General features: G+C 69.9%; 17 protein-coding genes. 10 read left to right on the forward strand and 7 right to left on the reverse strand.

Annotated features, from left to right (window positions below; genetic code table 11):
* Nucleotides 1–2 precede the first annotated feature (2 nt).
* From ACZ7L9_RS10510 to recQ, 3 genes are all read left to right on the forward strand, one after another.
* On the forward strand, nucleotides 3–1,574 hold the full coding sequence (locus tag ACZ7L9_RS10510) for an NADH-quinone oxidoreductase subunit M (protein ID WP_471414212.1): 1,572 nt from the start codon (nucleotides 3–5) through the stop codon (nucleotides 1,572–1,574).
* Entirely contained in the window at nucleotides 1,571–3,235 is a 1,665-nt protein-coding gene (gene nuoN, locus ACZ7L9_RS10515; RefSeq protein WP_471414213.1) for an NADH-quinone oxidoreductase subunit NuoN, read from the forward strand. The genes ACZ7L9_RS10510 and nuoN overlap by 4 nt, the downstream gene beginning before the upstream one ends.
* A gap of 163 nt (nucleotides 3,236–3,398) precedes the next feature.
* A complete protein-coding gene (gene recQ / locus ACZ7L9_RS10520; RefSeq protein WP_471414214.1) occupies nucleotides 3,399–5,438 on the forward strand; it encodes a DNA helicase RecQ in 2,040 nt (679 codons plus the stop codon).
* Nucleotides 5,439–5,465: 27 nt separating this feature from the next.
* Here the strand turns inward: recQ and ACZ7L9_RS10525 are convergent, their stop codons facing one another.
* From ACZ7L9_RS10525 to ACZ7L9_RS10545, 5 genes are all read right to left on the reverse strand, one after another.
* On the reverse strand, nucleotides 5,466–6,074 hold the full coding sequence (locus ACZ7L9_RS10525) for a Uma2 family endonuclease (RefSeq protein ID WP_471414216.1): 609 nt from the start codon (nucleotides 6,072–6,074) through the stop codon (nucleotides 5,466–5,468).
* Nucleotides 6,075–6,221: 147 nt separating this feature from the next.
* The gene (locus ACZ7L9_RS10530) at nucleotides 6,222–6,905 is read right to left on the reverse strand and encodes a GOLPH3/VPS74 family protein (RefSeq protein WP_471414218.1); all 684 of its coding nucleotides are present in this window, start codon (nucleotides 6,903–6,905) and stop codon (nucleotides 6,222–6,224) included.
* Complete coding sequence (gene fahA / locus ACZ7L9_RS10535) at nucleotides 6,902–8,131, reverse strand: fumarylacetoacetase (RefSeq protein ID WP_471414220.1); 1,230 nt, start codon at nucleotides 8,129–8,131, stop codon at nucleotides 6,902–6,904. Before fahA ends, ACZ7L9_RS10530 begins: the two co-directional genes overlap by 4 nt.
* Nucleotides 8,132–8,266: 135 nt before the next feature.
* A complete protein-coding gene (locus tag ACZ7L9_RS10540) occupies nucleotides 8,267–10,261 on the reverse strand; it encodes a CocE/NonD family hydrolase (RefSeq protein ID WP_471414221.1) in 1,995 nt (664 codons plus the stop codon).
* Between the two features lie 9 nt (nucleotides 10,262–10,270).
* Nucleotides 10,271–11,770 carry a peptide MFS transporter gene (locus tag ACZ7L9_RS10545; protein ID WP_471414223.1) on the reverse strand — a complete coding sequence of 500 codons (1,500 nt, stop codon included), beginning with the start codon at nucleotides 11,768–11,770 and terminating at the stop codon, nucleotides 10,271–10,273.
* Nucleotides 11,771–11,926: 156 nt separating this feature from the next.
* Between ACZ7L9_RS10545 and ACZ7L9_RS10550 the strand changes: the two genes are divergently transcribed.
* From ACZ7L9_RS10550 to ACZ7L9_RS10570, 5 genes are all read left to right on the forward strand, one after another.
* Nucleotides 11,927–12,937 (forward strand): polyprenyl synthetase family protein, encoded by a 1,011-nt coding sequence (locus ACZ7L9_RS10550; RefSeq protein WP_471414224.1) that lies wholly within the window; start codon nucleotides 11,927–11,929, stop codon nucleotides 12,935–12,937.
* Nucleotides 12,938–13,154: 217 nt separating this feature from the next.
* The gene (locus ACZ7L9_RS10555; protein WP_471414226.1) at nucleotides 13,155–14,435 is read left to right on the forward strand and encodes a LolA family protein; all 1,281 of its coding nucleotides are present in this window, start codon (nucleotides 13,155–13,157) and stop codon (nucleotides 14,433–14,435) included.
* Nucleotides 14,436–14,536: 101 nt separating this feature from the next.
* Complete coding sequence (locus tag ACZ7L9_RS10560) at nucleotides 14,537–15,508, forward strand: ABC transporter ATP-binding protein (protein ID WP_471414227.1); 972 nt, start codon at nucleotides 14,537–14,539, stop codon at nucleotides 15,506–15,508.
* Nucleotides 15,495–16,445 carry an ABC transporter permease gene (locus ACZ7L9_RS10565; RefSeq protein WP_471414228.1) on the forward strand — a complete coding sequence of 317 codons (951 nt, stop codon included), beginning with the start codon at nucleotides 15,495–15,497 and terminating at the stop codon, nucleotides 16,443–16,445. Before ACZ7L9_RS10560 ends, ACZ7L9_RS10565 begins: the two co-directional genes overlap by 14 nt.
* Nucleotides 16,446–16,640: 195 nt before the next feature.
* The gene (locus ACZ7L9_RS10570) at nucleotides 16,641–17,255 is read left to right on the forward strand and encodes a TetR/AcrR family transcriptional regulator (protein WP_471414229.1); all 615 of its coding nucleotides are present in this window, start codon (nucleotides 16,641–16,643) and stop codon (nucleotides 17,253–17,255) included.
* A 47-nt stretch (nucleotides 17,256–17,302) separates the two neighbouring features.
* Here the strand turns inward: ACZ7L9_RS10570 and ACZ7L9_RS10575 are convergent, their stop codons facing one another.
* Nucleotides 17,303–18,109 (reverse strand): HAD family hydrolase, encoded by an 807-nt coding sequence (locus ACZ7L9_RS10575; protein ID WP_471414230.1) that lies wholly within the window; start codon nucleotides 18,107–18,109, stop codon nucleotides 17,303–17,305.
* Nucleotides 18,110–18,479: 370 nt separating this feature from the next.
* Here ACZ7L9_RS10575 and ACZ7L9_RS10580 point away from each other — a divergent pair, with 370 nt between their 5' ends.
* Together ACZ7L9_RS10580 and ACZ7L9_RS10585 are read left to right on the forward strand one after the other, a co-directional pair.
* Nucleotides 18,480–19,400 (forward strand): nitroreductase/quinone reductase family protein, encoded by a 921-nt coding sequence (locus tag ACZ7L9_RS10580; RefSeq protein WP_471414232.1) that lies wholly within the window; start codon nucleotides 18,480–18,482, stop codon nucleotides 19,398–19,400.
* Between the two features lie 35 nt (nucleotides 19,401–19,435).
* Nucleotides 19,436–19,831, forward strand: coding sequence for a VOC family protein (locus ACZ7L9_RS10585; RefSeq protein ID WP_471414233.1), 396 nt, complete (start codon nucleotides 19,436–19,438; stop codon nucleotides 19,829–19,831).
* A gap of 142 nt (nucleotides 19,832–19,973) precedes the next feature.
* Here ACZ7L9_RS10585 and ACZ7L9_RS10590 read toward each other — a convergent pair whose 3' ends face one another.
* Nucleotides 19,974–20,615: a TetR/AcrR family transcriptional regulator C-terminal domain-containing protein gene (locus ACZ7L9_RS10590; RefSeq protein ID WP_471414235.1), complete on the reverse strand. Its 642-nt coding sequence runs from the start codon at nucleotides 20,613–20,615 to the stop codon at nucleotides 19,974–19,976.
* Nucleotides 20,616–20,677 lie beyond the last annotated feature (62 nt).

A 20,677-nucleotide genomic window follows, 5' to 3' on the forward strand; every position in this document is an offset into this window, starting at 1 on the left:
ACATGTCCTTTCCTCTCCTGACAGCGACGGCGGCGCTCCCGGCGATCGGCGCGATCGCCACCGCCGCCGTCCCCGCCGCCCGACGCACCGCGGCCAAATGGCTGGCGCTGCTCTTCTCGCTGGCCACACTCGTACTGGCGGGCGTCGCGCTCGCCCGCTTCGAGCCCGGCGGCGCCCGTTACCAGCTCACCGAATCGCACGCCTGGATCAAGGACTTCGGCGTCCGGTACGAACTGGGCGTGGACGGCATCGGGGTGGCGCTCATGGCGCTCACCGCGCTGCTGATCCCCTTCGTCATCCTGGCCGGCTGGCACGACGCCGACCCTCTGGAGACCACGTCCTCGCGCTGGCGGCCCACCCAGGGCTTCTTCGCCCTGATCCTGATGGTCGAAGCGATGGTGATCCTCTCCTTCGAGGCCACCGACGTCTTCCTCTTCTACATCCTCTTCGAAGCCATGCTCATCCCGATGTACTTCCTCATCGGCGGCTTCGGGGACCGGGCACACACGGGCAGCGACGAGAACGCGGCGGCGCAACGCTCGTACGCCGCGGTGAAGTTCCTCCTCTACAACCTGGTCGGCGGCCTCATCATGCTGGCCGCCGTGATCGGGCTGTACGTGGTCGCGGGGACGTTCTCGCTCTCCGAGATCGCCGAGGCCCGGGCCAACGGCTCGCTCTCCATGGCGACGGGCACGGAGCGCTGGCTCTTCCTCGGGTTCTTCTTCGCCTTCGCGGTGAAGGCCCCGCTGTGGCCGCTGCACACCTGGCTGCCCAACGCCATGGGTGAGGCGACCAGCCCGGTCGCCGTCCTGATCACCGCGGTCGTCGACAAGGTCGGCACGTTCGCGATGCTCCGCTTCTGCCTCCAGCTCTTCCCGGAGGCCAGCAAGTGGGCGACGCCGGTGATCATCGTCCTGGCACTGATCAGCATCGTGTACGGGGCGCTGCTCGCCGTCGGCCAGCGCGACATCAAGCGGCTGATCGCCTACGCGTCGATCTCGCACTTCGGCTTCATCATCCTGGGCATCTTCGCGATGACGAGCCAGGGCCAGTCGGGTGCGACGCTCTACATGGTCAACCACGGGATCTCGACCGCAGCGCTGATGCTGGTGGCGGGCTTCCTGATCACCCGGCGCGGGTCGCGGCTCATCGCCGACTACGGCGGGGTGCAGAAGGTGGCGCCCATCCTGGCCGGCACCTTCCTGATCGGCGGTCTGGCCACCCTGTCGCTGCCCGGACTCGCCCCGTTCGTCAGCGAATTCCTGGTCCTGGTCGGCGCGTTCAGCGCGTACCCGGCGGCGGGCGTCATCGCCACGACCGGCATCGTGCTCGCCGCGCTGTACGTCCTCGTCCTCTACCAGCGGACGATGACGGGCCCCGTGAAGGCCGAGGTCCAGGGCATGGCGGACCTCAAGGTCCGGGAGCTGGTGGTGGTCCTGCCGCTGATCGCGCTGCTGCTCTTCCTGGGTGTCTACCCGAAGCCGCTGACGGAGATCGTCAACCCGGCGGTGCAGCACACCATGTCGGACGTCCAGAAGAAGGACCCCCAGCCTGAGGTGGAGGCCGCCAAGTGAGCGCAACAGCTGTCCACAGCCTGTGGACGACAGCAGGCGGGGTGACATCGGCGGCCCCGGCCGAGAAGTTCCAGCCACCGGTCATCGAGTACGCCCAGCTGACCCCGGTCCTCATCGTGATCGGTGTCGCCGTGGTGGGCGTGCTCGTCGAGGCCTTCGTGCCGCGCCGGTCCCGCTACTACACGCAGGTCTTCCTGACGGTCGTCGCCCTCGCCGCCGCGTTCGCAGCGGTCATCGGCCTGGCAGCCGGGGGATACGGCACGACGAAGGCGCACGTCGCCGCGATGGGCGCCCTCGCGATCGACGGTCCGACGCTGTTTCTGCAGGGCACCATCCTGCTGACCTCGCTGGTCGCCGTCTTCACCTTCGCCGAGCGTCGGCTCGACCCTGCCACGCATGGCAACCGCGTCGACTCCTTCGCCGCACAGGCCGCGTCGGTCCCCGGCAGCGACAGCGAGAAGGCCGCGGTCAGGGCCGGGTTCACCACCACCGAGGTCTTCCCGCTGGTCCTCTTCTCGGTGGCCGGCATGCTGGTCTTCCCGGCGGCCAACGACCTGCTGACGCTCTTCGTGGCCCTGGAGGTCTTCTCCCTCCCGCTCTACCTCCTGTGCGCCGTCGCCCGCCGCAAGCGGCTGATGTCGCAGGAGGCCGCGGTGAAGTACTTCCTGCTCGGCGCCTTCTCGTCGGCGTTCCTGCTCTTCGGGATCGCCCTGCTGTACGGGTACGCGGGCTCCGTCTCGTACGCCACCATCGCCAACGTGGTAGACGGCTCCGTCACGAAGATCGACCCGGCGCTCGCCGACACCATGGGCAACGACGCGCTGCTGCTGATCGGCGGGGCGATGATCCTGACCGGTCTGCTCTTCAAGGTCGGCGCCGTCCCGTTCCACATGTGGACCCCGGACGTCTACCAGGGCGCCCCGACCCCGGTCACCGGCTTCATGGCCGCGGCCACCAAGGTCGCTGCGTTCGGTGCGCTGCTGCGCCTCCTGTACGTGGTCCTGCCGGGTCTGGTCTGGGACTGGCGCCCGGTCATGTGGGCCGTCGCGATCGTCACGATGCTGGGCGGCGCGGTCGTCGCCATCACCCAGACCGACATCAAGCGGCTGCTCGCCTACTCCTCGATCGCACACGCCGGCTTCATCCTCGCCGGTGTCATCGCGGCCACCCCGGAGGGCGTCTCGTCGGTCCTCTTCTACCTCGGCGCTTATTCCTTCGTGACGGTCGGCGCGTTCGCCGTCGTGACGCTGGTGCGCGACGCGGGCGGCGAGGCGACGCATCTGTCGAAGTGGGCGGGGCTCGGCCGGCGCTCGCCGCTGGTTGCCGCGGTCTTCGCGGTGTTCCTGCTGGCCTTCGCCGGTATCCCGCTCACCTCCGGCTTCTCCGGGAAGTTCGCCGTCTTCAAGGCGGCGGCGGACGGTGGCGCGGTCGGGCTGGTCGTGGTCGGTGTGATCTCGTCGGCGATCGCCGCGTTCTTCTACATCCGGGTCATCGTGCTGATGTTCTTCAGCGAGCCGAAGGCCGACGGCCCGACGGTCGCCGTCCCGTCCCCGCTGACGATGACGACGATCGCGGTCGGCGTCGCGGTCACGCTGGTGCTGGGCCTGGCCCCGCAGTACTTCCTGGACCTGGCCGGCCAGGCGGGAGTCTTCGTGAGGTAGCGCACACGCACACAGCCGGTACACAGTCACGACAACGCCGGACGGGCTTGAGAAGTCAAGCCCGTCCGGCGTTGTCGTAGGCGGCGCCTATCGTGGCAGGGGACGGCGGCAGGACGGAACGGGACGGTCCCGGGACGGGCCCGGGATCTCGGGGGACAGAACGATGAGCGCGACGGGCGGGACCATGGATGTGACCGAGAGCGACGCGCGGCAGACGCTGCACCGGGTGTTCGGGTACGAGGCGTTCCGCGGGGAGCAGGAAGCGGTCGTCGACCACGTGGTGGCGGGCGGCGACGCCGTCGTGCTCATGCCGACCGGTGGCGGAAAGTCCCTCTGCTACCAGATCCCGGCCCTGGTCAGAGCCGGTACGGGCATCGTCATCTCGCCCCTGATCGCGCTGATGCAGGACCAGGTGGACGCGCTGCGGGCGCTCGGTGTGCGGGCCGGCTTCATCAACTCCACGCAGGATTTCGACGAGCGCCGCTCGATGGAGGCCCAGTTCGTCGCCGGTGAGCTCGACCTGCTCTACCTGGCCCCGGAGCGGCTCCGCCTGGACACCACGCTCGGCCTGCTCTCCCGCGGCGAGATCTCCGTCTTCGCGATCGACGAGGCGCACTGCGTGGCCCAGTGGGGCCACGACTTCCGCCCGGACTACCTGGCCCTCTCCGTTCTCGGCGAGCGCTGGCCCGACGTACCGCGCATCGCCCTGACCGCGACCGCGACCGGCGCGACGCACCAGGAGATCACCCAGCGCCTGGGCATGCCCGACGCGAAGCACTTCGTCGCCAGTTTCGACCGGCCGAACATCCAGTACCGGATCGTGCCGAAGGCCGACCCGAAGAAGCAGCTGCTCTCCTTCCTCAAGGAGGAGCACGCCGGGGACGCGGGCATCGTCTACTGCCTGTCGCGCAACTCGACCGAGAAGACCGCCGAATACCTCTGCCGCAACGGCATCGAGGCCATCCCGTACCACGCCGGTCTGGACGCGGGCACGCGCGCCGTCCACCAGTCCCGCTTCCTGCGCGAAGAGGGCCTGGTCGTCGTCGCGACCATTGCCTTCGGCATGGGCATCGACAAGCCCGACGTCCGCTTCGTCGCCCACCTCGACCTGCCGAAATCGGTCGAGGGCTACTACCAGGAAACCGGCCGAGCCGGGCGTGACGGGATGCCGTCCACGGCCTGGATGGCGTACGGACTCCAGGACGTCGTCCAGCAGCGCAAGCTCATCCAGGGCGGCGAGGGCGACGAGGCGTTCCGCCGCCGCGCGTCCGCCCACCTGGATTCGATGCTGGCCCTGTGCGAGACGGTCCAGTGCCGCCGTGCCCAGCTCCTGACGTACTTCGGCCAGGAGCCCGCCGCGGTGGCCTGCGGCAACTGCGACACCTGCCTCATCCCGCCCCTGACCTGGGACGGCACGGTGGTCGCGCAGAAGCTGCTGTCGACCGTGGTACGGCTGAAGCGGGAGCGCGGGCAGAAGTTCGGGGCGGGCCAGATCATCGACATCCTGCTCGGCCGCAAGACGGCGAAGGTCATCCAGTTCGACCACGACCGGCTCTCGGTCTTCGGTATCGGCGAGGAGCTGGCCGAGGCCGAATGGCGCGGAGTCGTACGGCAGTTGCTCGCCCAGGGGCTGATCGCCGTCGAGGGCGAGTACGGCACGCTGGTGCTGACGGAGGAGAGCGGCTCGGTGCTCGGCCGGGAGCGCGAGGTGCTGCTGCGCAAGGAGGCGCCGAAGCCCGCGTCGCGCTCCACGAAGGGCGAACGCAAGGCGAAATCTCAGGCGGCCGGCGCCGAGCTGGCCACCGAGGCCATCCCGGTCTTCGAAGCGCTTCGGGCCTGGCGCGGTGTCCAGGCGAAGGAGCAGGGCGTCCCCGCGTACGTCATCTTCCACGACGCGACACTGCGCGAGATCGCCACGGTGCGGCCGGACTCGGTGTCCGCGCTGGGCGGGATCAGTGGCCTGGGCGAGAAGAAGCTGGCGACGTACGGGGAAGGGGTGCTGGAGGTGCTCGCGTCGTTCGGCGATGTCGCGGCGGTGCCAGTCACCGGTCCGGAACCGTTGGTGGTACCGGAAGCCGGTTCGGTCCTGGCGGCGGAGCCCGGCCCCGCGGCGGTCCCGGCCGCACGCGTCCCGTCGGCGTCTGCGGCCCCGGACGACGACCCGGAGTTCGGCTGGGACGAGGAGCCGCCCGAGTACGAGTGAGCGCGGGGGCGGGCGGCGCTCGCCGGTCTACTCCGGGGCCACTGCCCGGCGGCGTGCCGTGATGGCGGTGAGATCCAGATCGACCGGGAAGGGAACGGAGACCTTCATCCGGTCGTGGAAGATGCCGGTGGAGGTGTAGGCCCCGGTCGACGGCTCCAGTTCGAAGACATAGACCACCGCCCTGCCGTCGTGGTTCTCCACCCGCCAGTAGTGAGGGATCCTCGCCCGTGCGTACTTCACGGGCTTGGTCTCCCGGTCCCGAGTCAGGGACTCGGGGGAGACGACCTCGATGGCCAGCTGTACGGACTCGGCGGGGAAACGAGTCTGGTTCGGGTCCTGGATGATCTCGCCGTCCACGACGATCACATCGGGTTCGGGCCGGTTGTAGCGGTCGATGTCGATGGTGAACTCGCGCACGACCTCGAGGTCATGTGGTACCAGCGACTGCAGCTGCCATTCAAAGAAGCTGACCGCTCGTGAATGGAACAGGGTCTGCGGACTCACGAAAACAAGACTCCCGTCGATCAGCTCCGTGTGCGGAGGCAGATTCGGGAGTGTGTCCAGGTCATCGGCGGTCCAGCCGCCCACGGGCGGAACCGCCCACCGCGGCTCGGAGGCCTCGGATTCGATGCTCATCAGTGCTCCCATGACGCAGAGTCTCGCGGGAGATTCCAGCGTATCGGCCGGGAACGGGGTACGGCTCCCCCAAACGTGTGAACGACCCGCGCACGGCTGACCGCCTCGGCCTCTTCCCCGGCCGGCCCGGGGCAGCCCCGTCCCCCGTCAGTCCCCGTCGCTCCCGCCGCCGGTGCTCCCGGTGCTCCCGCCGATCCTGTTCGGCTTGTCCTGGCGTACGTTCCGGTGCACCGCATGGGCGGTCCACTCGTCGCGCACCAGATCGCGCATCGCCCAACGGCTCCGCAGGCCGCCCCGCGCCACCTCGTGCGAGAGACCGATCGCCGAGACCAGCGCGGCCAGGGTGCGGCCGCGCCGGTCCGGGAAGCCGGCTGTCTCGGTGGCCGCGAAACGCTCCCGGACCCCCGCCGACAGGGCCGGGTCCGCCGCCGGGTGGCGGTGGTAGGGCAGCAGGCCGAGGAACCGGTGGGTCTCCCTGCGCAGGACCGAGCGGCCCACCAGATGCTCCAGGCACAGCTCCTCGACGTACCGGCCGGTTCGCCGTATCCAGGACCTCGCGCTGACGCCGTCCGCGATTCTGCCCTCGGCCGGGGCGGGCAGGCTCCCGAGGACCTGCGCGAGCAGCGGGTCCTGGGGAGCCAGCGGGCTGATCACCCGTACCCGGCCGAGGCGTTCGGCGATCCGGCCCTGGAGCTCCAGCTCCGCCAGGACCGCACCCGCCATCCCGTACTCCAGGAAACGGGTGCGGCAGTACGGCTTGCCGCGCTGCGGGTCCAGCGCGAGCAGCAGCAGTTCCTCGGGGAGTGTGAGCTCCGGTGGGTCCGTGGTCACGATGCGGGCACGATCCGTCCCGTGACTTCGCCGAGCCCCACCCGCGTGCCGTCCGGGCCCGGAGCCCAGGCCGTCATGGTCACGGTGTCGCCGTCCTCCAGGAACGTCCGCTTGCCGTCCGGGAGGTCCAGCGGATCGCGGCCGTTCCAGGTCAGTTCAAGGAGGGAGCCGCGCTGTCCGGGTTCGGCGCCGCTGACCGTGCCGGAGCCGTACAGATCACCGGTGCGCAGCGACGCGCCGTTCACCGTCATATGGGCCAGCATCTGGGCCGCCGTCCAGTACATGGTGGCGAACGGCGGCTCGGCGACCAACTGTCCGTTGATCGCGACGGAGATCCGCAGGTCGAGTCCCCCGGCCTCGTCCTCGTCCGCGTCCTCCAGATAGGGGAGCAGCGGGAAGTCGCGGGCCGGGGGCGCGATCCGGGCCGCCTCCAGGGCTTCGAGCGGCGTAACCCACGCCGAAACTGACGTGGCGAAGGACTTGCCGAGGAACGGGCCGAGCGGGACGTACTCCCAGGCCTGGATGTCCCGCGCCGACCAGTCGTTGAGCAGCGACAGCCCGAAGACATGGTCGCGGAAGTTGCCGAGCGGAACCGGTCGGCCCTGCTCGGAGCCGACTCCGACGACGAAGCCGACCTCGGCCTCGATGTCGAGCTTGATGGACGGACCGAAGACCGGGGCCGGGTCGGCGGGCGCCTTGCGCTGGCCGGACGGGCGCACCACGTCCGTACCGGAGACGACGACGGTGCCGGACCTGCCGTGGTAGCCGATCGGGAGGTGCTTCCAGTTGGGGGTCAGCGCGTCACCGTTCGGCCGGAAGATCTTCCCGACGTTGGTGGCGTGGTGCTCGCTCGCGTAGAAGTCGACGTAGTCCGCGACCTTGTACGGCAGATGGAGCGTCACGGACTCGACCGGGTGCAGCAGCGGTTCGATGTCCGCGCGGTGTGCCGGGACCGTCACCCAGGCGGTCAGCGCTCGTCGGACGTCCCGCCAGGCGGTGCGGCCGGCGGCCAGCAGCGCGGTCAGGTCCGGCTGGGCGAGGAGCTGCGCGTAGGGCGAGCCGAGTGCGTGTGCCGCGGCTCCGGCGTCCAGTACGTGGCTGCCGATGCGGACGCCGACCCGGCGGTCCTCGGGGTGGTCGGGGGTGGAGAACACACCGTACGGAAGGTTGTGCGGACCGAAGGGGTCGCCCTCGGCCAGATCGAGCGGGCTGCTCTGCTCGGGCATGTGTTGCTGCCTCGCTTTCCAGGTCGCTTGGGGGACACGTTACGTCGGAGTTGCTACCCCGCGGGAGTGTCCCAACTGCTCCTGATGCCCGGAAAGTTCCGCCGTGCCCCCGGTGTGCAGGGGCACGGCGGTGGTTCATCCCGCCGTGCGCGGGATCCGCTTTTCCCAGGTGCGGTGGAAGACGACCTCGCCGCCGTCCTTGCAGACCACCTCATTGGACGTGATGAAGTCGGTGTCGTCCGCACTGATTTCGGAGCGGGTCTCGATCCGTACGTCCCACGCCATCTCCGGCCGGTGCAGCCGGATCGCCCAGTCGGAGCGGGTGCGGGCGGAGAGCGGGTCGTTCTCCTGGATCGTGTACGTCTCCAGGGCGTCCTCGGTGAATTCGAGGCCGTCCGGGTAGACGCGGGTGCCGCCGTAGCGCGGGTCGACCTCTAGCCGCCATTCGCCCTTGGCGACGTCGCGGACCACCAGCCGCTCGGGGCGTTGTTCGTCGAGGGTCACGGGGTGGACGACGCCGAGCGGCTCCGACTGCTCCGGTTCCTCGAACCGGATCGCGGGATCCTCGGTGTGCCTGCGCACCGGCAGTTCGACGAAGCTGCCGTCGGCGTCCAGGGTGAAGCCCACCGACCCGGCCTGCGGCCAGATCCACGGCCAGTACGAGGACGAGACCGCGAGCCTGATCCGGTGGCCGGGCGGGAAGGTGTGCCCGATGCCGTTGAGGTCGAACGTCACGTCCTCGTACCGGCCCACCGGCCAGTCGTCCGCGCGGTCGCGGCCGTGCCGGGCGGAGAGGTTGAGCGCGCCGCGGGTGACCAGAGTGGAGGAGCCGTCCGGTGCGACGTCGCAGAGCCGGGCGATCGCCTGGCCGCGGGGCACGTCCATCCGGATGCGCAGCTTCACCCGGGGGCGGCCCAGGATCTCGATCGGGGCGTCCTCGACCGGGAACTCGAAGGAGACCGATTTGGCGTCCTCGTCGCGCTGGTCGGGCGGCAGGTCGGCGTCGTTGCCGAACGGGAAGAAGCGCCCGGCGTCCAGGCCTGTCTGCTGCGGCGAGTCGACGATCTGCGGACCGCCCTGGAGGGCGTACGAGACCGGCGCGATGTTCTCCGACGGCCAGCTGGTGTCGCCGACCCAGCGGCCGGGCAGCGTCTCGTACGCCGTGGCGGGCCGGTGCGACTCGCTGATCCAGGACCGCAGCAGCGGCTCGGCCATGACGCCGGTGTCCTTGTCCTTCAGGTGCTGGTCCCACCAGCGCAGCGTCTCCTGGAGGAAGCCGATCGCCGGGCCCGGCGGCAGACCGCGGTCGGGGTACTGGTGCGACCAGGGCCCGATCAGCCCGCGGACCTTGTCCGGGCCGAGGTGCTCGACGAGTCGCAGGACGGTGTCGCGGTACGGGTCGTGCCAGCCTCCCACCGCGAGGACGTTCGCTGTGATCGCGGAGTAGTCCTCGCAGACGCTGCCGTGCTTCCAGTAGTCGTCGCGGGTCTGGTGCGCCAGCCAGGTGTGGAGATACGGCTCGACGGTCTCCAGCCGCTTCAGCCACATGTCCTTCCAGCCCTCGCCGACCTGCGCCGGGTCCGGCGGGCGGGAGACGAAGGCCAGCATGGTGGCCGCCCAGGCGTGCATGTCGACGGCGAGGACCGAGCCGCCCATGTAGTGGACGTCGTTGTCGTAACGGTCGTCCGTCGAGCAGACGGTGACGATCGCCTTCAGCGGCTCGGGTGCCAGCGCCGCGATCTGGAGCGAGTTGAAGCCGCCCCAGGAGATGCCGAACATGCCGACGCGGCCTGAGCACCACTCCTGCTGGGCCAGCCAGTGGATGACGGCGACCCCGTCGGCCAGTTCGGTCGCGTCGTACTCGTCGCCCGGCAGGCCCTCGCTGTTGCCGTGCCCGCGTACGTCCACCCGGACGGAGGCGTAGCCGTGGCCCGCGTACCAGGGGTGGCGCTGCCAGTCGCGCGGCGCCGTCCAGTCGCTCAGCCGGTAGGGCAGATATTCCAGGAGAGCGGGGACGGGTTCGTCGGTGACGGGACGCCAGATCCGGGCGTACAGCCGGGTGCCGTCCGGCAGCGGGATGCGGACGTCCTCATGGGTGGTGTCATACGGAAACGTGGTGCGGATGTGCATGGCGGTACCTCAGTGGACGGGGTGCATGGTGCGTTTGAGCCAGGGTGCGGCGGCGATGACAGCCACACCGGCCACCACCGCGATCGCGCCATTGACACCGAAGTAGGCGGGGTTGGACACCTCGCCGTACAGCTTCACGACTTGGGCCTGGATGCCGTTGGCGAGGGCCAGCGAGAGGAACCAGAGCGCCATCGTCTGGCTGGCGAACGCCTTGGGCGCGAGCTTGGTGGTCGCGGACATGCCGGAGGTCTCCAGCAGGATGTCGCCGAGACCGAGCAGCAGGTACGAGCCGACGATCCACCAGGCGGCCATCTTGAAGGTGTCGCCGGAGTGCCCGGAGGTCGGCAGCACCATCAGCAGGAACGACAGCCCACCGAGGATCACCCCGATCGCGATCTTGTTGGAGGCGTGCGGCTGACGCGGGCCCATCCGGGCCCAGACGGCGGCGACCACCGGGGCGAGCGCGACCTCGAAGGCGCCGAGCGCGGAGGCGTACCAGCTCGCCGGGAAGTGGAAGCCGAAGATCTCGGTACGGGCGTTGGTCGACGCGAGCAGCATCATCGTCGAGTACGCCTGGAAGAGGATGAAGTTGAAGACGACGGAGGCCAGGAACAGCACCACGTACGGGCGCAGCCTGCCACGCTCCTCGCCGGTGACCCGCGGACTGCAGAACATCACCGCGAAGTACACGACCGGTGCGATCACCGACACCAGGGTGAGCAGGTCGACGAAGCGGCCCATGGTCAGCCAGCCCGTCAGGGCCAGCGCGGTGGCGACGGCGGCGACCACGACGGCGCCGATCACGATCAGCCGAACGGCGCGGCGCATCGGCTGCGGCTCCAGCTTGAATTCGGCGCCGTGCATACGGCCGTTCAGGTGACGCCGGCCCAGTACGTACTGGATCAGGCCGAGGGTCATACCGAAGGCGGCGGCCGAGAAGCCCCAGTGCCAGCTCGCGTGATCCCCGAGCCAGCCGGTGACCAGCGGGCCGAGGAACGCGCCGATGTTGATGCCCATGTAATAGAGCGCGAAGCCGGCGTCGCGGCGCTCGTCGGCGGTGCGGTAGAGCTTGCCGACCATGGTCGCCACATTGGGCTTGAGCAGACCGGTGCCGGCGCTGATCAGACCGAGGCCGGTCCACGTCATGGCGTCGGCGGGCACCGCCATGGCGTAATGCCCGCAGGCGATGAGAATTCCGCCGTACAGGACGGCGCGGTACGAGCCGAGAATCCGGTCGGCCAGCCAGCCGCCGGCTACGGAGACCAGGTAGACCAGGGTGCCGTAGGCGGCCGAGACGGACGCCGCGGTGCCCACGTCCATGCCCATGCCGCCGCGGGCGACGGTGTCGGCGAAGTAGAGGACCAGGATCGCCTGCATGCCGAGGAACGAGAACCGTTCCCAGACCTCCAGGCCGGACAGGGTCATCAGGCCCCGTGGCTGGCCGAAAAAGGCATGGTCGTCGCGGGCCGGCAGCTGAGTCGGTTCAGTGTCGGTGGCTATGTGGGACAAAGGGAGGACTCCTGATCGTATGAGCTGATCCCGAACATACCGGCGGTGGCGGGAAGGCGCCCATGGTGATCCAAAGGGGACCGGATACGCTGAGTTGAGTGATGACAGCGACACATCGACATTCCGTGTGATCGTCAGCAGACAGGAGATCCCCTCGTGACCGTCGTCGGGCCGTTCGGACTGAGCGTGCGGGACCACGCTCTTGAGGCCGATGTCCAGGCCGGTTTGGCTGCTGTCGAGTCGGGGCTGCTCGATGCCACCAAGAGCGGCGTGCCCTTCATCACGGAGGCCGCGCAGCATCTGGTACGCGCCGGGGGCAAGCGATTCCGGCCACTGCTGGCCATGCTGGCCGCCCAGTTCGGCGACCCCGACGCACCGGGTGTCGTGCCCGCGGCCGTCGTCGTCGAGCTGACACATCTCGCGACGCTCTACCACGACGACGTGATGGACGAGGCGGACGTACGCCGCGGCGTCGACAGCGCCAACACCCGCTGGGGCAACTCGGTGGCCGTCCTGACCGGCGACTTCCTGTTCGCCCGCGCCTCGCACATACTGGCCGACCTCGGTCCGGAGGCCGTACGCATCCAGGCGGAGGCGTTCGAGCGGCTGGTCACCGGCCAGATCCTGGAGACCGCGGGTCCGGTCGACGGGCGCGACCCGGTCGAGCACTACCTCGACGTGATGCGCGGCAAGACCGGCTCGCTGATCGCCGTGGCCTGCCGGTTCGGCGCGATGATGTCCGGTGCGGACGAGTCTGCCGTCGACATCCTCACCCAGTACGGGGAGCGGCTCGGTGTCGCCTTCCAGCTCGCCGACGACGTACTCGACATCGCCTCCGACTCCCACGAGTCCGGCAAGACCCCCGGCACCGATCTGCGCGAAGGCATTCCGACGCTCCCCGTGCTCCACCTGCGGGCACAGGCGGCGGCCGACGGCAAGCCGGAGGACCTGGAGCTCGTCGAGCTGCTCGACGGCGACCTGAGTGACGACGCCCGGCACGCCGAGGTGCTGCGCAGGCTGCGCGCCCACCCGGCGCTGGAGCACGCCCGACGGGACACCGTCCGGTACGCGCAGGAGGCGCGCACGACGCTGGCGCCGCTGCCCGAGGGTTACGCGAAGGCCGCGCTGGAGGAGCTGTGCGACGCGGTGGTGCACCGCGCGGGCTGAGCCCGCGCGTGTGGCAACCCCTACGGGACGGTGGGCACCCGGCCCGGTGGTGTCATACCGAAGAGGTACGCGGAGTTGCTCCCCGGGGCTGACGATTCCACGCCGCCGTTTTGGTCAGATGGAGAACAACCACTCCTGAGCAAACCGGTGAGAATGGCGGCACGGAGTGGACGAGTGCATCCGGACGGAAGCCGCCGACCACGGAGGTAGGGCACATATGGCACCGAACGACAGCGTTGAGAGCAACGGCGGGACCAGGGGCACCGCCGTCGGCCGCCGCAAGGCGGCGCGCTACATCGTCCCGGTCGCGGTGGCGGGAGTGGCGGCCGCGACGGTCGGGCTCGTCCCGGCGCTCGCGAGTACCGGTGACCCCGATCTGCCGAAGATCAGCGCGCAGCAGCTCATCGAGAAGATCGCCGCTTCGGACACCCAGCAGCTCTCCGGCACGGTGAAGATCAGTACGGACCTGGGCATTCCGTCGCTCGGCGGTCTGGCCGACTCCTTCGCCCAGGGCGGTGGCAGCGGCGGCAAGGGCGATTCGAGCGCCGACCCGCAGTCGAGGATGACGGAGCTGGCGTCCGGCACGCACACGCTGCGGGTGGCCGCCGACGGCCCCGACAAGCAGCGGGTGTCGATCCTGGACAGCGCGGCGGAGTACAGCCTGATCCACAACGGCGATCAGGTCTGGGCGTACGACAGCAAGTCCAACGAGGCCTATCACGCCACCGAGAACCGGGCCGGTACCGAGCACCGGGCCGGGCAGAAGTCCGGCGAGAAGTCCGGTCACTCGACCCTGGCCCCCGAGTCCGTGCCGACCACGCCGAAGGCGCTCGCCGAGCAGGTCCTGAAGGCCGCGGGCCCCACCACCTCGGTGACGGTCGACGGCACGGCGCAGGTCGCCGGACGTGACGCGTACAAGCTGCTCATCAAGCCCAGGCAGAGCGGTTCCACGATCGGTTCGGTCACGGTCGCGGTCGACGCCCGGAACGGTGTGCCGCTGAAGTTCACGCTGCTTCCGAGCAGCGGTGGCAAGGCCGTTGTCGACGCCGGATTCACCAAGGTCGACTTCGCGAAGCCGGCTGCCTCCTCGTTCACGTTCACCCCGCCCAAGGGCGCCAAGGTGACCGAGGCCGACGACGCGAAGGCACAGCGGAAGGCCGGCGGGGCCGAGGGCCTGGGCATGTTCCCGGGTGCCGAAGGACTGGGCGCCGGGGGCTCGGGCGCCAAGGACACGAAGGTCATCGGCGAGGGCTGGAACGCGATCGCCGAGATCCGGACCCCGGGCGGCACCGGACTCCCCTCGAAGGCGTCGGGTGACGTACCGGCCGAGGCGCAGCAGTTCCTGGACTCGCTGGGCGACAAGGTCTCCGGCACGTTCGGCTCGGGCACGGTCTTCAAGACCCGCCTGGTCAACGCGCTGGTGACGGACAACGGCAAGGTGTACGTCGGCGCGGTCACGCCGGACGCGCTGGTCAAGGCGGCCAACGGCGCCTCCTGAGCCGGGGCGCGCCGCGCTTCCCGACAGCATCCACCCGCCCCGCCGTACGCTCCGTACGGCGGGGCGGTCCGCAATCCCTGACCGACCGAGGGGGAGTACGTATGACAGAGCCCGGGAGCGTGATCGAGCCGGGGCCGGTGACCGTGATCGAGACACGGGGCCTCACCAAGCGGTACCGCGGCGGCCAGCTCGCCGTCGACGGTCTCGACCTCGGCGTGCCCGCGGGGAGCGTCTTCGGATTCCTCGGACCCAACGGCTCCGGGAAGACCACGACGATCCGGATGCTGATGGGCCTGATCGATCCGACGTCCGGCACCGCGCGGGTCCTCGGCCACCCCATGCCGGGCGCGGCCCGCTCCGTGCTCCCGCAGGTCGGGGCGCTGATCGAGGGGCCCGCGCTGTACGGCTTCCTGAGCGGCCGGGACAACCTGCTGCGCTACGACTCCGCCGACCCGACCGCCGATCCGCGCACCCGACGGGTCCGTGTCGGACAGGCCCTGGACCGGGTCGGGCTGGCCGCGGCGGCCGGCAAGAAGGCCAAGGCGTACTCGCTCGGCATGAAGCAGCGCCTCGGTCTCGCCGCCGCCCTGCTCCAGCCGCGCCGCCTGCTCGTCCTCGACGAGCCGACCAACGGCCTGGACCCGCAGGGCATGCGCGAGATCCGCACCCTGGTCCGGGAACTGGCGGCGGAGGGCACCACGGTCTTCCTCTCCTCCCACCTCCTCGACGAGATCGAGCAGGTCTGCACCCACGCCGCGGTGATGGCCAGGGGGCGGCTGATCACCCAGGGTCCGGTGGCGGAGCTGGCGGCGGGCGCCCGCGGCCGGCTGGCTGTCACCACCCCCGACCCGGGTGACGCAGCCCGCGTCCTCAAGGAACTGGGTGTCACCGGCATCACGGTCGACGGCGACCGGGTGAGCGCCGATGCCCCGGCGGGCGACGTCGAACTCGCGGACCTCAGCGCGGCGCTGGTGCACGCGGGCGTGCGCCTGCGGTTCTTCGGCGTCGAACGGGCCTCGTTGGAGGACGCCTTTGTCGCACTCACGGGAGAGGGTTTCGATGTCGCAGGCTGAAGCCGCACGCGCCGGATCGGGCGGGTCGGGCAGGGCAGCCGGTTCGGGCGGGGCGGCCGGTTCGGGCGGGGCAGCCGGTTCGGGCAGGACGCGCAGTCCGCTGTGGACGTTCGGAATCCTCCGCTCCGAACTGACCACCACGCTCCGCCGCTGGCGCACTCTCGCGCTGCTCGGGGTGCTTGCCGCCGTTCCCGTACTGATCGGGATCGCGGTGCGGATCGAGACGAACCACGGCTCGTCGCCCGGACCCGCCGGTGGCGGAGGTGGCCCCGCGTTCCTCTCCCAGGTCACCAACAACGGCCTCTTCCTGGTCTTCGCGGCCCTCGCCGTGACGCTCCCGGTCTTCCTCCCGATGGCAGTCGGGGTCGTGGCGGGCGACTCCATCGCGGGCGAGGCCAACGCCGGCACCCTGCGCTATCTGCTGGTCGCCCCGGCGGGCCGGACCCGGCTGCTGCTGACGAAGTACGCCTCCGTCCTCACGTTCTGCCTGGTCGCGACCCTGGTCGTGGCGGCCTCGGCGCTGGCCGTGGGCACACTGCTGTTCCCCGTCGGCGAGGTCACCACCATCTCGGGCACCCGGATCGGCTTCGGCGAAGGGCTGCTGCGGGCCGGGCTGATCGCGGTGGTGGCCGCCGCGTCGCTGATCGGGTTCGCGGCGGTCGGCCTGTTCATCTCGACCCTCACCGGCAGCGGGATCGCGGCCATGGCCGCCACCGTCGGACTGCTGATCACCGTGCAGATCGTGGACACGATCCCGCAGTTGAGCGGCATCCACCCGTATCTCTTCCCGCACTACTGGATGTCGTACGCGGACCTGCTGCGCGAACCCGTTTACTGGGACGACGTGGTGAAGAACCTGGGGCTTCAGGGGTTGTACGCGGCGGTGTTCGGCTCGGCGGCGTGGGCCCGGTTCACGGCGAAGGACATCACCGTCTGACGTACGGCGCACCGCCCTCGTGCCGTCGGCCGGGCGAGCCGTCCCCCGATCGGCTCGTCGCGGCACGAACGACACGAACGGTGCGAACAGCAGGAACGATGCGACACGGCACGTTCCGTTTCCGCCTCAGTATTGTTCGACTTCTGGCGACGGACTGTCAATAAGGATTGGCTCAAATACACCTATGCTCACCAAATGATCACATCGCCGAGTTCACTGCGCCGCAGCGAGAGATCACGACGGGCGATCCTGAAAGCCGCCCTCGACCTGTGCACGGAGAAGGGGTACGGCCGGGTCACGGTCGAGGCCATCGCGGCCAGAGCGGGTGTCAGCAAGAAGACGATCTACCGCTGGTGGCCGTCAAAGGGCGCGGTGATGCTGGAGGCGTTCACCGACGCACTGGTCGGCACGACGCCGTTCGTCGACACCGGTGACATCGCCGCCGACCTGCGGGCCAATGTGATGGGCGCGGTGAAGCTGCTCTCCACACCGCCCTTCGGCCCCGCGTACGCCGGGATCCTCTCCGAGGTCCACCACGACGACGCGCTCGCGGAAACGGTCAGAACGAAGCTGGTCGACCCCCGCTTCGAGGAGGCCGTCGCCCGCCTGCGCCGCGCGCAGGAACAGGGCCAGATCCCATCGGACGCCGACCTTCCGCTGGCCGTGGAGCTGCTGTACGGCCCGGTGTACTACCGCCATGTGCTGCGCAAGCCGGTGCACGACGAGGAGACGGTCGCGGCCCTGGTCGCGCATGTGCTGCGGGCGCTGGGGGCGTCGGAGCCGCGCCTGTCGGAGGGCGGGAGTGGCTGAGAACCGTCCACGGAACGGATCACCGTGATCGGTACGGTCACGCCCACTCAGCCGAATACCCGCTCCAGCACCTCCGCGACCCCGTCGTCCTCGTTCGACGACGTCACCTCGTCCGCCGCGGCCCGTAGGTCCGGATGACCGTTGGCCATTGCGACTCCGTATCCGGCCGCGCGGAACATCGGCAGGTCGTTGGGCATGTCCCCGAAGGCGATCGTGGTGTCCGCGGCCACGCCCAGGAATTCGGCGGCCAGCGCGAGCCCGCTTCCCTTGTCGACGCCGTACGGCTGCAGTTCGACGGTGCCGGGGCCGGAGAGCGTGACGGAGGCGAGGTCGCCGACCGCCGTACGGGCGGCCTCGGCCAGCGCGTCATCGGTGAGCTCCGGGTGGCGGATGAGCACCTTGATGACGGGCGCCGACCACAACTCATCGCGGTGTCGGGTCCGTTGGGCGGGGAGCGTGGGGTGAGGCATCAGATATCCCGGCTCGATCAGTGTCCGGCCCTCGGCCCCGTCCTGGTCGACGGCCGCGTGGACCGGCCCCACCTGGGCCTCGATCTTGCCCAGTGCGGTGTCGGCGGCCTCCCGGTCCAGGGTGACCGCACGCACCATGCGCCCGGACCCGGCGTCGTACAGCTGCGCCCCCTGTCCGCAGACCGCCGGACCCCGGTAGCCCAGCGCGGCCAGCAGCCCTCGTATACCGGGCACGGGCCGTCCGGTGACCACGAGATGCCTCGCCCCGGCCCGGGCGGCCAGCGCGAGCGCGGCACGGGTGCGGGAACTCACGCTGTCGTCACGGCGCAACAGGGTGCCGTCCAGGTCCGTGGCGACGAGGGCATGGGCGGGTGGGATGTGCATGGATCAAGCCTAAGGTCGGCCCAGGTGCGCACACGTCCGCGTTGACAGGCGACGGTCGGCTGCGTGTAATGAAACCGGTGTCGCGTGACGCTGGCCAAAGAGCAGTGGGCCGGCCGGTGATCGGGCGAACACTCTGTATTCAAGGGGTCCGTGATGAGTTTCTGCTCCGCACCCTGCATCTGACGTAGCGACAGCGCGGCAGCCGCGCGCCCTCGTCCGCCTTTCACGCCTTCCGGCGCTGCGCACCGTCCTGCGCGCCGTCCGCACCGCGATGTGCGAAACCGCCGCCCGGACGCGCACCGCGATCACTCGTTCCCTCAGTTCAACGCGGCCACGGCCGCGCCTGCTACCCACGGAGACACAGCCCCGTATGCCCACGTCTTTCAACCAATCGGTCATCGAAGAGTTCCGCGCCAACGGAGGAAAGGTCGGCGGCCCCTTCAAGGGCGGCGACCTCCTCCTGCTGACGACCACCGGCGCGAGGTCGGGGAAGGAGACCGCCACCCCTCTCGGTTACGTCCGCCACGGCGACTCGCTCCTGATCGTCGGCTCCAACCTCGGCGCCCCGACCGATCCCGACTGGTACCACAACCTGCTCGCCCACCCCGTGGTGCGGGTGGAGCTCGGCACTCGTACGTTCCAGGCCCTCGCGGTCCCCGCCGAAGGGGTGCGACGCGAGGAACTGTTCGAGCATGCCGCCAAAGCGGCGCCCGGATACGGCGACTACCAGGCCCGGACCACCCGGCTCCTGCCGGTCGTAGTGCTGGAGCGTGCCGAGCCCGACGGCTGGGAGGCCCCCCGTGAGGTCAACAGCCTCGCCGACAAGGTCATGGAGGTCCACACCTGGCTGCGGGGCCAGTTGCGACAGGTGAAGAGGGAGGTCGATGCCCACTTCGTCGCACGGGCGGCCCATCAGGGCCCCGGCGAACCACAGGCCCCGAGCCTGGGGCTGCAGATCCGGCAGCGCTGCCTGGCGTTCTGCCAGTCCCTGGAGTTCCACCACACCAGCGAGGACGCTCACCTGTTCCCCGGAATCGCCCGCCACCACCCGCACGTGACCGACACTTTCGCCCGGCTCGCCGACGAACACCGCGCGGTCGCCCGCATCCAGGGCGAGTTGGTGGCCCTGCTGGCGGACATCGGTATTGCCGAACCCGAGTTCTTCCGCGCCGAGCTGGACAGGATGTCCACGGAGCTGAACGCGCATCTCGACTACGAGGAGAAGCAGATCCTGCCCCTGCTGGCCGAGGTCCCATGGCCTTCGGCTCCTCCGGCCGCTGCGGCTCTTTGAACCGAACCGAATTCGAGTGGCTGAAAGGCTGTGCCGTGCGAGTAAGAGTCAAGGACTTCGATCACCTGGTGCTCAATGTGCAGGATGTCGAGCGAGCCCTGGAGTTCTATTGCGGCCTTCTCGGCCTGGAGCCGATCAAGGTGGACGAGTGGCGGGCGGGTGAGTTCCCGTTCCCGTCGGTGCGGGTCAGCCCGAGCATGATCATCGATCTGCTGTGCCGACCGCGCTCCGAATCGAACGTCGACCATATCTGCCTGGTCGTCGAGCCGTTGGACTGGCAAGAGGTCATCGACTCGGGCACCTTCACCGTGCTGGAGGGCCCGGTCGACCGCTCCGGTGCCCGCGGCTCGGCGCAGTCGGTGTACGTCCAGGACCCGGACGGCAACACCGTGGAGCTGCGTTGGTATCCACAGGATGTGGTGGAGGACTGAACCGACCGGTCCGTAGCCGGGCCGAAGTCCTGCCGCTCACCGCTGTGGTGAGCGACAGGCTTCGGCCCCGGACCGCCATCCGCATCACCGAACCCCCGGCGTCCACCACCTCGACCGGCGGCTTCCGGTCCGCGGCGACGGTTCATCGTGGCTTTCGCCCGGCCCGACGCCCTTCGAAGCGCTGTTCCAGCCCTGCGATGACGACCTCCGACCCGACGCCGTAGGAGTCGAGGTGGTGCAGCCGGGCGAGCCGATCGTGCTGATGCGGAGCGGCCCGCTCGGCCGAGGCGGCAGTCGGCCGGTTCCGGACGGCGATGACGAGGAACCCGGACGCGTAGGCGTCGATCACGCTCAGCGCGATCAGGGCGTCCTCTTCGGTCAGTCCCGCCGTGACGAGCAGGTCGACCAGCCGCTCCATGTTCGGGGCGACCGGCCGCTGGTCGGCGCCGGCCAGGGCCAGCAGCTCGAACGAGCGGGGGAACGAGGCGGCCAGGTCCGCGTAGGTGCTCAGCATCCGGCGCGTCGCGTCCTGCCAGGATTCCCCTTCGCGCGGGCGCAGGTCCATGCGGTCGATGAGCTGCCCGACCACGACGCCACGCAGGTCGTCGGCATCGGTCAGGTGGGAGTAGAGGCTCATCACCCCGCAGGACAGCTCACTCGCGACTCGGCGCATGGTCAGGCAGTCAAGTCCGTCGCGCTCGATCACGCGCAGCGCCGCGGCGCCGATGCTCTGCCGGGACAACGATCCTCGCGGCCGCCGCTGGGTCTCTTGACTTGTAGTCACCCTGGCCACAATACTCCGTACACCATACCGTACTAAGTACGTCAGTGTGCTCAGGAGCCGCT

It is taken from the genome of Streptomyces sp. NPDC111516 (assembly GCF_055635345.1).